The following is a 13,464-nucleotide window of genomic DNA, read 5'->3' on the forward strand; positions in this document are numbered from 1 at the left end:
TCAAAAAGACCGAGGCGATGCAGCAAGCCGCCGCGGCGACTCAGGCCGCCGGCTGGAGGCGCGCGGCCTCGTAGCGTTGCTTGACGGCCGCCAGCGCGCGCTGGAAGGCGGGCGCCACCTGATCGGCCGAGGCGGCCGTGATGCGCAGATCCTCCAGCAAGCCGTTGTGCAGGCCGTAGACCCAGCCGTGCACGACGATCTCCTGGCCGCGCGCCCAGGCGTCTTGCACCACCGTGGTCTGGCAAGCATTGCGGGCCTGCTCCAGCACATTGAGCTCGCACAGAGCGTTGACGCGCTGCTCGACGGCAATGCTCTCCAGCCACTCGCTGTGGTGGTTGCGCACATCCTGCACATGGCGCAGCCAGTTGTCGACCAGGCCGGTGCGCGCATCCAGCAGCGCGGCCTTCACGCCGCCGCAGTTGGAATGGCCAACCACGATGATGTGCTTGACCTTGAGTGCATCCACCGCGAACTGCATGACCGAGAGGCAGTTCAGGTCCGAGTGCACGACGACGTTGGCGACATTGCGGTGCACGAACAGCTCGCCCGGCAGCAGATTGACCAGCTCATTGGCCGGGACCCGGCTGTCGGCACAGCCGATCCACAGGTATTGCGGTGTTTGCTGCTTCAGCAGCCGCGAGAAGAATCCCGGCTCACGGGTTTCCGTGTCAGCCGCCCATTGCTTGTTGCTGTCCAGCAGTTCTTGAAGTTCAGTGCTCATGGCGTGATTGTCAGGGGATCGAATGACGTCGGGCTTGCAGGCGAGCGATAGCTCGCCCAGACCACACGGTCGATCAACTGCCCCGCTTTGAAGGCGCTCTGTGGCCAGCGGGCCTCGAGTGCGTAGCCGGCGCTGCGAGCCGCCGCCTGCGAACCCTCGTTCCAGGCAAAGACGGGGGCGTAGATCCGGCTCAGCTCAGCGCGCTCGGCCCAGGCCCAGGCGGTGACCAGGCGCAAGGCCTCGGTCGTGATGCCGCGCCGCCAAAAAGGCTGGCCGATCCAGTAACCGACTTCGGCATTGCAGCGCAGCCAACCGCTCTCAGGCCGCAAACCGATGCAGCCGATGACGGCGCCTTCATGTTCAATGCCCCAGACCCAGCCGCCCTGGCGCCAAGCACCGGAGCACCAGGCCTCTGCGTCGGCCAGGGTGTAGGGATGAGGGAAGCCTTCCAGCAGATTGCGCCAGACGGCCAGGTTGTCGGCCTGCTCGCGCAGGGCCGGTGCATCGTCGGGCTGCAGCCCGCGCAGGCGCACGCGAGTCCCTTGCAAGCAGGGGATGGGCGGCGTCTCGAGACCTTGCTCAAGACTCATGCGCAAGCTCCCCAGGCCGTCAGCTGCGCAACCGAAACCGCAACACCGCCACAAACCTCCACCAGCGGCCGCTGGAAGCGCGCAAACACCTCGGGATGGGCGCTCAGCGCGGCCAGGGCGGCACCGCAAGCGGGCTCGACCAACACACGCATGGCATCGGCAAAGCGGGCGCAGGCGGCGGTGGCCTGGGCGTCGCTGACGGTCAGGCTGATCGTTGGGTGAACCTGGGCCAGGCGCAAGGCCTCATCGGCCACACGGCGCGCACCCAGCGAGGTGGCCACCGAGGTGATGGCCGGCAGGGTGACAGCCTGGCCGGCCTGCAGGCTTTGGCTGAAGCTGTCGGCACCGACGGTCTCCACCGCAATCACCGGCACCTGGTGCAGGCCGTGGCGCTGCAAGCCCTGGACGATGCCGCTGTACAAGCCACCGCCGCCGACGGCGGTGACCACGGCGTCGAAGTCCAGGCCTTGATCCCGCACTTCGTCGATCAGGCTGGCGTGTCCCTCGAACAGCATTGGGTGGTCGAAAGGATGGACGTAGGCGGCGCCGCGCTCCTCGGCCAGGGATGTGGCAAAGCGGTGCGCCTCGTCCCAGACCGCGCCGTGGCGCAGCACCTGGGCACCGCGTGCGGCGATCATCTCGGCCACGGCGGCGCTGCTGGTTTCCGGCAGCACGATGGTGACGGGCAAGCCCAGCGCTCGCGCCGCGTAGACCGCCGCCAAACCCGCGTTGCCGCCCGAGGCGCAGACGATCTCACGCGCGCCGTTCTGCGCCGCCTGCTGCACCAGCCGCCCCACGCCGCGCAGCTTGAAGCTGCCGCTGGGCTGCAGCGCATCCATCTTGAGCCAGACCTCGGCCTGAGGGAACAAGCCCGGCGCCGCCCGCAGCAGCGGGGTGTTCAGGTGCAGCGCATCCAGACGCATCACATGGTCTCTGCGAAGAGTTCACGACCGATCAGCATGCGGCGGATTTCCGAGGTGCCGGCGCCGATCTCATACAGCTTGGCATCGCGCCAGAGGCGACCCAGCGGGTACTCGTTGATGTAGCCATTGCCGCCGAAGATCTGCACGCCTTCACCGGCCATCCAGGTGGCTTTTTCGGCGGTCCACAGAATCACCGATGCGCAGTCCTTGCGGACCTGGCGCACATGCTCGGCGCCCAGCAGGTCGAGGTTCTTGGCCACGGTGTAGGCGAAGGAGCGACCGGCTTGCAGCACGGTGTACATGTCCGCGACCTTGCCCTGGATCAGCTGGAATTCGCCAATGCTTTGGCCGAACTGCTTGCGGTCGTGGATGTAGGGGATCACGTTGTCCATCACGCTTTGCATGATGCCCAGCGGGCCGCCGGTCAGCACGGCGCGCTCGTAGTCCAGGCCCGACATCAGCACCTTGGCGCCACCGTTGACGGCGCCCAGCACGTTCTCGGCTGGCACTTCCACGTTCTGGAACACCAGCTCGCCGGTGTGGCTGCCGCGCATGCCCAGCTTGTCGAGTTTTTGCGCGATGCTGAAACCGGGCATGCCTTTTTCGATCAGGAAGGCAGTGACGCCGCGCGCGCCCAGCTCGGGCTCGCTCTTGGCGTAGACGACCAGGGTGTCGGCATCGGGGCCGTTGGTGATCCACATCTTGCTGCCGTTGAGCAGGTAGTAGCCGCCCTTGTCTTCGGCCTTGAGCTTCATGCTCAGCACGTCGGAGCCGGCACCGGGCTCGCTCATGGCGAGTGCCCCCACGTGCTCACCCGTGATCAGCTTGGGCAGGTACTTGGCTTTTTGCGCTTCGTTGCCGTTGCGCTTGATCTGGTTCACGCACAGATTGCTGTGCGCGCCGTAGGAGAGGCCCACCGAGGCGCTGGCGCGGCTGATTTCTTCCATGGCGATCATGTGGGCCAGATAGCCCATGTTCGCGCCGCCGTACTCTTCGCCGACGGTGATGCCCAGCACGCCCAGATCACCCATCTTGCGCCACAGGTCCATGGGGAACTGGTCGCTGTGATCGATCTCGGCGGCACGCGGCGCGATCTCGGCCTGCGCAAAGTCACGCACGGCGTCACGCAGCGCGTCGATGTCTTCACCAAGTTGGAAATTCAGGCCGGGCAAATTCATGGGTGTCTCCAGGATCTCTCGATGGGGTCAGAGTCATTTTTGCTTGGCCCAGCCGGCGCTTGAGAGCGCCTGACCGGACGGCAGCCGGCCATGGTAAGCCGGGCCCCGAACCGGCACCAGCGCCAGCTCGGACATCGCTTGATTGACGTTTACGTAAACGTTAACCGCATGCAGATTCTAGTCGCCGGAAGGCTTGGCCGGTGCACGGCTGGGCAGCAGTTTTTGCACCAGGGGGTGGCTGACCTTTTTGTCGGCGGCGATGGCGAAAAACTGCTCCTCCACCCCCTCGCAAGGGCCAACGCGGCGCAGCTCGTAGCGGGCGGTCAGCTTCTCGTGCATCAGCTCGGCGGCCGGGAACACGCCCAGACCACCGGCGCCAAAGGTGGCCAGCAAGGCGCTGTCTTCAAACTCCCCGGCGATGCGCGGGCGCAGGCCGTGGCGTTCAAACCATTGGTCGATGCGCGGCCGCACCGCCGCATGGTGAATCGGCAGCAGCACCGGCACCTGCGACAGCGAGGCCGGAAAGTTGGCCGCCGCCTGCTCGAACCAGACCTCGGGCGCATACCAGGCCAGGGGCGAGGCGCCGAGTGAATGGCTGTAGACCTTGAGGCTGGGGTTGGGCGGCGCGGGCCGATCGGCCAGCACCACATCGAGGCGGTGCAGGGCCAGATCGCTGAGCAGGCCCTCGAACTGATCCTCGTGGCAGTAGAGGCGCAGATTGGGCGCGCTGGTCACCGGCATCAAAAGCCGGCGCACGGCCAGCTTGGGCAGACCGTCCGAAATGCCCACGGCCAGCCGGAGCACCGGCGCGCTGGCGGCATCGCGCACCACGTCTTCCAGCTGCTCCCCGAGCTGAAAGATGGCATCGGCCTGGCGCAGTGCCGCCTGACCGGCTTCGGTCAGCGCCACGCCGCGGCCGGCCGGTTTGAGCAAGGCGTGGCCGAGGCTGCGCTCCAACTCACGCACCTGGCTGCTGACCGTTTGCACGGCCATGCCCAGGCGCTCGGCGCCGCGCGACATGCCGCCCTCCTTGGCCACCACCCAGAAGTAGTACAGATGCTTGTAGCTGAAACCAAGACTCATGGGCGCGCTCCGACAGGCATGCGATCACTTCTGTTTTTTGTGAACAACTCTGCCGCATTGTCTGCTTTTTAAGAAAACACGCGAGCCCTAGTCTGCGAGCTCCTTGTCCCCAAACCGGAGGTCTGCCATGCAAGTGAACTTTGAATCCCGAGATCCCGAGGGCGCGCAACTGCGCGAACTGGTCATTGAGCGCCTGCGTTTCGCCTTGCGCCGGGTGGATCTGCATCCGGCCAGCGCGCACATCCGCCTGAGCGACACCAACGGCCCGCGCGGCGGCGTTGACAAACACTGCACCCTGTCCTTGAACGCGCAGGGCGCCGGGCATCTGGTGATCCACGCCAGCGCCAGCTCCTGGCGGGCCAGCTTCGAGCTGGCGCTGGCCAGGCTGGCCCGCAACCTGGTGCGCGCCTGGCAGCGCCAGCGCAGCCACCCGCGCAGCAGCGGCAAGCGCCACATGCCCGCACCGTCGGCGGATTGAACGCGCCCCGGGCCATGGCCTGCCGCCCGTCGAAGCCTCACGCTCTCCCAGCCCCTCACACACAAGCCTCTCAAGGAGCCCTCACCATGCGCAGCTACCCCCGCAACAGCCCCGAAGCAGCCGCCCGCATCCTGTCGCTGGCGGCCTTGTCAGACGGCCACCTCTCACGCGTCGAGATCGACACCATCGCCGGCATCGGCGCTTGCGAGCAGCTCGGGTTGAGCCGGGAGCGCTTGGAGGAGGTGCTGCACGGCTTCTGCGAAGACCTCCTGGAGGCGGAGCGCATGAGCTGGGCCGAAGTCTGCCGGCTCGATGCCAAGACCCTTGAGCAACTGATGGCGGAGGTCGACGACCCCGCACTGCGACGCAAGCTGCTCGATCTGTGCGTGGCCGTGGTCGAGGCCGATCAGCTGATCGCCGACGGCGAGGCCCTGGTGCTGCTGGCGGCGGCGGAACACTGGGGCCTGCATGAGCACCCCTTGCCGCTCGAGCGCGAGGCCGCGCACTGACGCTACCGAACCCAGGTTCAAGCTCGGCCCACAGCTCACGTTTACTTCGTTTTTTTCTGAACAATCCTATTGAATCCTCTTCTTTTTAAAGATGGATTCTTTGCCTAAGCTCAGGGCTCCTACACCACTGCCTGTCTTCAGGAGGTACGCCATGGAAACCACCCACACCCCCTCGTCCACCGCCCCGCGCGAGCTGCCCCTCGTGGCGCAGGGCGCCGGCGCTGCCGACGCGCGCGGTCTGGAGGCCGCGCGCACCAAGGTGCTGCGCAACACCTACGCTTTGCTGGCGATGACGCTGCTGTTCAGCGCCGGCGTGGCGGCCACCAGCGCCAGCCTGCAGCTACCCGGCCCGGGCCTGCTGCTCAGCCTGGGCCTGAGCTTCGGCCTGCTGTTTGCGGTGCACAAGCTGCAGAACAGCGCCTGGGCGCTGCTGGCGGTGTTCGCCTTGACCGGCTTCCTCGGCTACTCGCTCGGCCCGGTGCTGAACCGCACCCTGGCGCTGGAGGGCGGCGGGCAGATCGTCGCCCTGGCCCTGGCCAGCACCGGCGCCAGCTTTCTGGCCGTCTCGGCCTGGGTGCTGGGCAGCAAGCGCGACCTGTCCTTCATGGGCGGCTTTTTGATGGCCGGCATGGTCGTGGCCTTGCTGGCCGGCCTGGCGGCCGTGTTCTTCGAGCTGCCGGCGCTGAGCCTGGCCGTGTCAGGCATGGTCGCACTGCTGTCCATCGGCCTGCTGATGTTCGAGACCAGCCGCATCGTCAACGGCGGCGAGACCAATTACGTGCTGGCCACGGTCAGCCTCTTCGTCTCGCTGTTCAACCTCTTCAGCGCGCTGCTGAGCCTGTTCGGCTTCGGCAGCTCGCAAGAGTGAGGCCCAACGCGCCAGCAGCCAAGCGCAGCCGCTCCGCCCCTTTCACCTTGATTTGTACTGAGAGACCCAAGACATGACTGAGATCGCCATCAGCATCGCCCTGCTGGCCAGCGCCGTGCTCTACGCCGCCGCCCACGAGTACTTCGCGGACAACAGGCGCGATGCCAAGCTGCTGGCCGGCTTGGGTGGCGGCGGCGCGCTGGCCGGCCTGAGTCTGGCCTTGCTGTGAGCGCACCGCCCTGGCGCACGGCGATGCGCCTGCGGCGTGCCGCAGCCCGGGTGCCCAGCGCGGGCTTGTCCCTGCAGGAGCTGGCAGCCCTGCAGGGCTCTGCCGCTCAAGGGTCCCTGCTCTTGCTGCTGGCCGCGCCCTGTTTGTTGCCGGTTCCCGGCGTGGGCACGGTGCTGGGCCTGGGCTTGCTGACCCTGGCCACCCTGCTATGGCGCGGCGAGTCGGCCTCGCTGACCCTGCCGGCACGCGTGGCTGCTCTCAATTTGCCGCAGCGCTGGGCCGCCCGCGTGCTGCAACTGCTGTCGCGCTGCCATGGCGCCGCCCAAGGCTTGCTGCGCGAACGCCTGTCTCGGCTCACCCCCGCCTGCCATGAGCCGGCGCCCCGATGGCTGGCTGCCAAGGTCGGCCTGATGGCGCTGCTGATCGTTTTGCCCATTCCTTTCGGCAATGTGCTGCCGGCCCTGGCCTTGATGCTGGCGGGCCTGGCCCTGGCCGCACGCGACGGTCTGGTGCTGTTGCTCGCGCTGTTGATGGCCGGGCTGGCCACCGCCTTCGGCCTGGCCGTGACAGTGATGGGGTGGATCTGGGGCAGCCAGGCCTTGGGCTGGGTCTGGCAATACCTGCCGGGCCCCTGGTTCGGCGGGTGATCCGAGTTCCCCCCTGTTTTTCAAAGCAACAACAGCAAAGAGTAGCCCCCACGCATGCAGAGCTTCCTCGACCCCGCCATCCTGTTTTTCGTCTTCGGGCTGTTCGCCGGCGCGATCAAGTCCAACCTCGAAATCCCGCCGCAGATCTCGCGTTTTCTGTCGCTCTATCTGCTGATGGCCCTGGGGCTCAAAGGAGGTTTTGCGCTGACCAGATCGGGCCTGACACCAGAGGTCAGCATCAGCCTGGGCCTGGCCCTGCTGCTGGCGGTGCTGGTGCCGGCCATGGGCTATCTGCTGCTGCGCCGCTGGCTTTCGGGTTTTGATGCGGCGGCGATTGCGGCGACCTACGGCTCGGTCAGCGCGGTCACCTTCATCACTGCCGTCCAGCACCTGGACAGCCAGGGCATCGCCTTTGGCGGGCATATGGCCGCGGCCATGGCGCTGATGGAGTCGCCCGCCATCATCATGGCCGTGCTGCTGGCCAATCTGGTCAGGCGCAAACAGGGGGCCGGCGCGAGCTCGCCCGGGCCGCTGTCCAAGGTGCTGCACGAGGCCCTGACCGACGGTGCCCAGCTGCTGCTGATCGGCGCCATGCTGGTGGGCCTGATGACCGGTGCGGCCGGCGAGGCAGCCATGAAGCCCTTTGCCGGTGACCTGTTCAAGGGCATGCTGTCCTTCTTCTTGCTGGACATGGGCTTGCTGGCCGCTCGCCATATGGGCGGCCTGCGCCAGCAGCCGCCGCTGCTGATCGTCTACGCTCTCGGTGCGCCGCTGGGGCATGCCGGCATCGCCCTGGGCCTGAGCGCTCTGTGCGGCCTCAGCGCCGGCAACGCCGGCCTGCTGATGGTGCTGGCAGCCAGCGCGTCCTACATCGCCGTCCCGGCGGTGCTGCGCCATGCCATCCCCGAGGCCAACCCGGGCCTCTACTTCGGCATGTCGCTGGGGCTGACGTTTCCCTTCAACATCCTGTTCGGCATTCCGCTCTACACAGGCCTGGCCCAATATCTGCTGGGTTGAAGGCGATCACAGGAATCGCTCGAGCAGCTTGCGCGAGTGACGGTCCAGGGCGAAACGGTCCTGGACCAGGAACTGCAGGCCGTGACTGCTGGCGATCAGCAGGCGACCTTCGCCGAGACGGCGGATTTCCTCTTCGGTGCGCAGGATGAAGCTGGCCTCGCCGCGGTCGGTTTCTACCGTCCACTGGCTGGGCGTGGAGAAGGTGGATACGCTCTTCAAACGGAGCACACGCGGCATGAAGTCGCGGCTGGTCAGCTCGGCTTCGAGCAACTCGCGCTCGGCGGGCGGCAAGGCCGAAAGTCGGGCGATCCAGGCGAGCTCGTGGCCATCCCCGCCCACCAGGGACAGGCCCTCGTCGGGCGCCGAGATCGGGTGCGCACGCACCGGCACCACGCCCTCGTGCACCGTGCCTGCGGCATCGGTCAGGATCAGGCGGCCGAAACTGTCGCGTTCGAGTTTCTGAAAAGTCTTGTCGAGGCTGCTGCTCATGGCTCAGGCTCCTGCAGTGTGGGCGGACAGATTGGGCGGAATCACCGACATCTCGTCGGCCCCATCCACACGGCGCGCCTGCGCCTCGTACAGCCGCCAGTAGGCGCCCTTCTTCTCCATCAGCTCGTCATGCGGGCCGACCTCCACCACCTGGCCGCGGTCCATCACCACCAGGCGGTCGGCCTTGCGCAGGGTGGACAGGCGGTGAGCGATGGCAATCGTGGTGCGGCCTTGCACCAGGTTGTCCAGGGCCTTCTGGATTTCCTTCTCGGTCTCGGTGTCCACCGAGGAGGTGGCTTCGTCCAGGATCAGGATGCGCGGGTCGATCAGCAGGGCGCGGGCGATCGAGATGCGCTGACGTTCGCCGCCACTCAAGCCCTGACCCCGCTCGCCGACCAGGGAGTCGTAGCCCTGGGGCAGGCGGAGGATGAATTCATGCGCATGGGCGGCGCGGGCGGCGGCGACGATCTCTTCACGCGTCGCGTCGGGCTTGCCGTAGGCGATGTTCTCGGCAATGGTGCCGAAGAACAGGAAGGGCTCCTGCAGCACCAGGCCGATGTGGCGGCGGAAATCGGCCACGGCGATGCGGCGCAGGTCGACGCCATCGACGCGGATGCCGCCTTCGGTCACGTCGTAGAAGCGGCAAATCAGGTTGACCAGGGTGCTCTTGCCCGAGCCCGAATGGCCGACCAGGCCGATCATTTCTCCCGGCTTGATCTCCAGGCTCAGGCCTCGGATGACGGCGCGGTTGCCGTAGCGGAAGCCGATGTCCTGGATCTGGATCGCGCCCGTCACCCGCTGCAGCGGCACCGGATTGGCCGGATCCGGCACATTCGACTGGTGGTCCAGGATGTCAAAGATGCGCTTGGCGCCGGCCGCCGCTTTCTGCGTCACCGAGACGATGCGACTCATGGAGTCCATGCGGCCGTAGAAGCGGCCGATATAGGCCAGGAAGGAGGTCAGCACACCAACGGTGATGCTGCCTCCGGCCACCAGGTAAATGCCGAAGGCCCAGACCACCAGCAAGCCCATTTCGGTCAGCAGGGACACCGTGGGGCCGAACAGGCTCCAGGTCTTGTTGAGCCGGTCATTGACCTTGAGGTTGTTCTGGTTGGCCTCCTTGAAGCGGGCGGCCTCGCGCTTTTCCTGGGCAAAGGCCTTGACCACGCGGATGCCAGGGATGGTGTCGGCCAGCACGCTGGTGACCTCGCCCCAGACCCGGTCGATCTTCTCGAAGCCGGTGCGCAGGCGGTCGCGCACCAGGTGGATCATCCAGGCGATGAAGGGCAAGGGCAGCAAGGTCGCCACCGCCAATGCCGGGCTGATGGACACCATCATCACCGTGATCATCACCAGCATGAGCACGTCGGTGATGAAGTCCAGCGCGTGCAAGGACAGGAAGACGCTGATGCGATCAGTTTCAGAGCCGATGCGGCTCATCAGGTCGCCGGTGCGCTTGTTGCCGAAGTACTCGAGCGACAGGCTCAGCAGATGCTCAAACGTGGCGGTGCGCAGATCGGCAGCGATGCGCTCGGAGACCAGGGCCAGGATGTAGGTCTTGGCCCAGCCCAGCAGCCAGGACACCAGGCCGGCGCCGAACAGGCCGCTCAGGTAGAAGGCCACCAGCCAGGGGTCGATCTTGTGGCCTTGCTGGAAGGGGATCAGCACCTCGTCCATCAGCGGCTGGTACAGATACGGCCCGACCAGGGTGGCGGCCGTGGAGCCCAGCATCAGCAGGAAACCCGCCAGCAGCTGGCCTTGGTAGGGCTTGGCGAAGCGGCTCAGGCGCAAGAGCACCCAGGTGCTGGGCGGTGTGTGCAGCTCGCGGGCGCAGGTGGGGCATTCTTCGCTCTCGGGCGGCAGCGGCGCCTGGCAGCTGGGGCAGAACTCCAGCTCCTCGACCTCGGTCTTGGGCGGCTCGTCGCGCTTCTCAAACGCCTCCTGCCAGCGCTGTGCCTGCAGATTGATCTGCAGGGTGAAGCGCCACTGGGCCAGCCGGCCGCTGGCGTCCACCAGGTCCAGGCTGCCGACGCCAGCATGGTCGTGGATGCGCATGGCCAGATCGGGGCGCAGCGCCCACTCCGCCCAGCTCCGCTGCGCCGGGTCGTAAGCCAGCAGCCGCTCGGAAGTCAGGACCAGCAGACCGCGCGCAAAGTGCATGCGGGCGTCCAGGTCAACCTCCAGCTGGGCTTTGACGTTCTCTCCGGGACGCAGTCGCGCGAGCATGGCGGCCCACTCCGGGTGCTGCAGCGCGGGCTGAGAAGAGGAATCGGGGTGAGCGTGATCGTGCATTGTTGTTGGAGCCCGGGGCTGTGCCCGGGGAAAAATGCGGAAGAAGCCCCGGGCCAAAGCTGGATTCTCTCTCACTCAAGCAGCCAGACTATGGCCGCACCCGGGCGTTGCCCCGAGGAAACGCGCCAGCCCCGCTTCCGGCTGACCGCCGCCCGCTGAGCGCACAATTGCGGCCTGCCGCACACTGCTGCATATCTGCCCCGACAAAAGCATTCGGCCCTGACCCGGCCCGCCATCCATGAGCAAGACCCGCAAAGACGACATCCAGCTGCTGCGCATCAACTACCTGCGTGGCCCGAATATGTGGACCTACCGCCCGGTGCTGGAAGTCTGGCTCGATCTGGGTGAGCTGGAGGAGTTCCCCAGCAATCTGCTGGAGGGCTTCACCCCGCGCCTGACGGCCGCCCTGCCGGCCCTGGTCGAGCACCACTGCGGCGTGGGCGAGCGCGGCGGCTTCTTGCAACGCCTGGAAGAAGGCACCTGGTGCGGCCACATCCTGGAGCACATCGTCATCGAGCTGCTCAATCTGGCCGGCATGCCCACCGGGTTTGGCCAGACCCGCTCGACCAGCCAGCGCGGCGTCTACCGCATGGTGTTCCGCGCCCGGGACGAAAAAGTCGCTCGCAGCGCCCTGGCCGAAGGCCATGCCTTGCTGATGGCCACCATCAACGACGAGCCCTTCGACGTCAACGCCGCCGTCGCGCGCATCCGTGACGAGCTGGATGACTCCTACCTCGGCCCCTCGACGGCCGCCATCGTCGCCGCCGCCACCGACCGCCGCATCCCGCACATCCGCCTGAACGAAGGCAATCTGGTGCAGCTGGGCCACGGCGCCCGCCAGCGCCGCATCTGGACGGCCGAGACCGACATGACCAGCGCGATCGCCGAAGGCATCGCCAGTGACAAGGACCTGACCAAGAACCTGCTCAAGGCCGTGGGCGTGCCCGTGCCCGAGGGCCAGGCAGTCAAGACCCCGGCCGAGGCCTGGGAAGTGGCCCAGGACCTGGGCCTGCCCGTGGTCGTCAAGCCCAGCGACGGCAACCATGGCCGCGGCGTGACCCTGGACCTGCAGACCCAAGCCGATGTCGAAGCCGCCTTCAAGGTGGCCGACGAAGAAGGCTCCGAGGTGCTGGTCGAGCGCTACATCCGCGGCAACGAGCACCGCATCCTGGTCGTCGGCGGCCGGGTGGTGGCCGCCGCGCGCGGTGAGGCCGCTTGGATCACTGGCGACGGCCAGCAAACCGTGCGCCAGCTGGTCGACAGCCAGATCAACACCGACCCGCGCCGCGGCCTCACCGAAGACTTCCCGCTCAACCGCATCACCCTGGGCGAAGACCCGGTGGTGATTCTCGATCTGCAAAGGCAAGGTCTGGCCCCCGAGTCGGTGCCGGCTGCCGGCCGCCAGGTGCTGATCCAGCGCAACGGCAATGTCGCCATCGACTGCACGGCCGAGGTCCACCCTGATGTGGCCCATGCCGTGGCCCTGGCCGCCCGCGTGGTCGGCCTGGACATCGCCGGCGTCGACCTGGTCAGCGAAGACATCTCCAAGCCCATGGCCGAGACCGGTGGCGCCATCGTCGAGGTCAATGCCGGCCCGGGCCTGCTGATGCACCTGAAGCCGGCCGCGGGCAGCCCGCAGCCAGTCGGCCAGGCCATCATCGACCACCTGTTCGCCGAGGACGAAACCGGCCGAATCCCGGTGGTCGGCGTGGCCGGCTCGCGCGGCACCCACACCATCAGCCGCCTGGTCGCCTGGCTGCTGCACCTGAACGGCCGCCATGTCGGCCTGGCCTGCCGCGACGGCCTGTTCCTGGGCACGCGCCGGGTCGAGCGTCGCCCCTCCAACCGCTGGGACGCGGCCCACCGCCTGCTGATGAACCGCGGCGTCGACGCCGTGGTGATCGAGAACAGCGCCGCCAATGTGCTGCGCGACGGCCTGGCCTATGACCGCTGCCAGGTCGGTGTGGTCACCGATATGGGTGGCATCGAAGGCCTGGCCGAATTCGATGTGCACAGCGAAGACCAGCTCTACAAGGTGCTGCGCACCCAGGTGGACGTGGTGCTGTCGGAAGGCGCCGCGGTGCTCAATGCCGATGTCGCCCGCCTGCTGGACATGGCCGAGCTCAGCGACGGCGAGGTCGTGCTCTACGCCCTGGACGGCGCGGCTGAGAGCCTGAAGGCCCACCGCGAGCAAGGCGGCCGTGCCGTCTTCCTGCAAGGTGGCGCCGCGGTGCTGGCCCAAGGCCACTCGGAAACCGTGGGCGCCAATGTCGACGCCCTGCTGCGCCGCTTTGCCGCCAGCCCGGCCGGCGCCGGCGCCGAGGTCGATGCCGCCACCGTGCTGGCCGCCGTGGCCACGGCCTGGGCGCTGGGCATCCCGCCCGAGCTGATTTCGGCCGGCCTCGACACCTTTGTTCTCGAACTGCAGGCCTGATCTCGG

14 protein-coding genes are annotated in these 13,464 nt (G+C 67.3%); 7 read left to right on the forward strand and 7 right to left on the reverse strand.

The features are described 5' to 3' along the window. Window positions 1-40: 40 nt before the first annotated feature. The 5 genes from can to C1O66_RS12285 form a co-directional block, all read right to left on the reverse strand. A complete protein-coding gene (gene can, locus C1O66_RS12265) occupies window positions 41-721 on the reverse strand; it encodes a carbonate dehydratase (RefSeq protein WP_102768138.1) in 681 nt (226 codons plus the stop codon). Next, entirely contained in the window at window positions 718-1,311 is a 594-nt protein-coding gene (locus tag C1O66_RS12270) for a GNAT family N-acetyltransferase (RefSeq protein WP_102768139.1), read from the reverse strand. Before C1O66_RS12270 ends, can begins: the two co-directional genes overlap by 4 nt. Further along, complete coding sequence (locus C1O66_RS12275; protein WP_102768140.1) at window positions 1,308-2,234, reverse strand: pyridoxal-phosphate dependent enzyme; 927 nt, start codon at window positions 2,232-2,234, stop codon at window positions 1,308-1,310. The genes C1O66_RS12270 and C1O66_RS12275 overlap by 4 nt, the downstream gene beginning before the upstream one ends. Continuing rightward, window positions 2,234-3,412, reverse strand: coding sequence for an isovaleryl-CoA dehydrogenase (locus tag C1O66_RS12280; RefSeq protein WP_102768141.1), 1,179 nt, complete (start codon window positions 3,410-3,412; stop codon window positions 2,234-2,236). The genes C1O66_RS12275 and C1O66_RS12280 overlap by 1 nt, the downstream gene beginning before the upstream one ends. 177 nt (window positions 3,413-3,589) lie before the next feature. Further along, the gene (locus tag C1O66_RS12285; RefSeq protein ID WP_102768142.1) at window positions 3,590-4,495 is read right to left on the reverse strand and encodes a LysR family transcriptional regulator; all 906 of its coding nucleotides are present in this window, start codon (window positions 4,493-4,495) and stop codon (window positions 3,590-3,592) included. A gap of 127 nt (window positions 4,496-4,622) precedes the next feature. Here C1O66_RS12285 and C1O66_RS12290 point away from each other — a divergent pair, with 127 nt between their 5' ends. The 6 genes from C1O66_RS12290 to C1O66_RS12310 all read left to right on the forward strand — a co-directional run bounded on the left by C1O66_RS12290 (window position 4,623) and on the right by C1O66_RS12310 (window position 8,243). Then, on the forward strand, window positions 4,623-4,973 hold the full coding sequence (locus C1O66_RS12290) for an HPF/RaiA family ribosome-associated protein (protein ID WP_102768143.1): 351 nt from the start codon (window positions 4,623-4,625) through the stop codon (window positions 4,971-4,973). Between the two features lie 86 nt (window positions 4,974-5,059). Next, the gene (locus C1O66_RS12295; protein ID WP_102768144.1) at window positions 5,060-5,482 is read left to right on the forward strand and encodes a TerB family tellurite resistance protein; all 423 of its coding nucleotides are present in this window, start codon (window positions 5,060-5,062) and stop codon (window positions 5,480-5,482) included. Between the two features lie 151 nt (window positions 5,483-5,633). After that, a complete protein-coding gene (locus tag C1O66_RS12300) occupies window positions 5,634-6,350 on the forward strand; it encodes a Bax inhibitor-1/YccA family protein (RefSeq protein ID WP_102768145.1) in 717 nt (238 codons plus the stop codon). A gap of 73 nt (window positions 6,351-6,423) precedes the next feature. After that, window positions 6,424-6,579, forward strand: coding sequence for a hypothetical protein (locus C1O66_RS23910; protein ID WP_165794583.1), 156 nt, complete (start codon window positions 6,424-6,426; stop codon window positions 6,577-6,579). After that, window positions 6,576-7,226 carry an exopolysaccharide biosynthesis protein gene (locus C1O66_RS12305; RefSeq protein ID WP_133155194.1) on the forward strand — a complete coding sequence of 217 codons (651 nt, stop codon included), beginning with the start codon at window positions 6,576-6,578 and terminating at the stop codon, window positions 7,224-7,226. The genes C1O66_RS23910 and C1O66_RS12305 overlap by 4 nt, the downstream gene beginning before the upstream one ends. A 54-nt stretch (window positions 7,227-7,280) precedes the next feature. Further along, entirely contained in the window at window positions 7,281-8,243 is a 963-nt protein-coding gene (locus tag C1O66_RS12310; protein ID WP_102768147.1) for a sodium-dependent bicarbonate transport family permease, read from the forward strand. A 6-nt stretch (window positions 8,244-8,249) separates the two neighbouring features. Here C1O66_RS12310 and C1O66_RS12315 read toward each other — a convergent pair whose 3' ends face one another. Next, a complete protein-coding gene (locus tag C1O66_RS12315) occupies window positions 8,250-8,732 on the reverse strand; it encodes a cyanophycin metabolism-associated DUF1854 family protein (RefSeq protein ID WP_102768148.1) in 483 nt (160 codons plus the stop codon). A gap of 3 nt (window positions 8,733-8,735) precedes the next feature. Continuing rightward, window positions 8,736-11,024, reverse strand: a complete 2,289-nt coding sequence (locus C1O66_RS12320) for a cyanophycin metabolism-associated ABC transporter (RefSeq protein WP_165794584.1) — start codon at window positions 11,022-11,024, stop codon at window positions 8,736-8,738. A gap of 238 nt (window positions 11,025-11,262) precedes the next feature. On the opposite strand from C1O66_RS12320, the gene C1O66_RS12325 reads away from it, so the two are divergent. After that, a complete protein-coding gene (locus C1O66_RS12325; protein WP_102768149.1) occupies window positions 11,263-13,458 on the forward strand; it encodes a cyanophycin synthetase in 2,196 nt (731 codons plus the stop codon). The last annotated feature ends 6 nt before the right edge of the window (window positions 13,459-13,464 follow it).

Source organism: Paucibacter aquatile, from assembly GCF_002885975.1.
GTDB lineage: Bacteria > Pseudomonadota > Gammaproteobacteria > Burkholderiales > Burkholderiaceae_C > Paucibacter_A > Paucibacter_A aquatilis.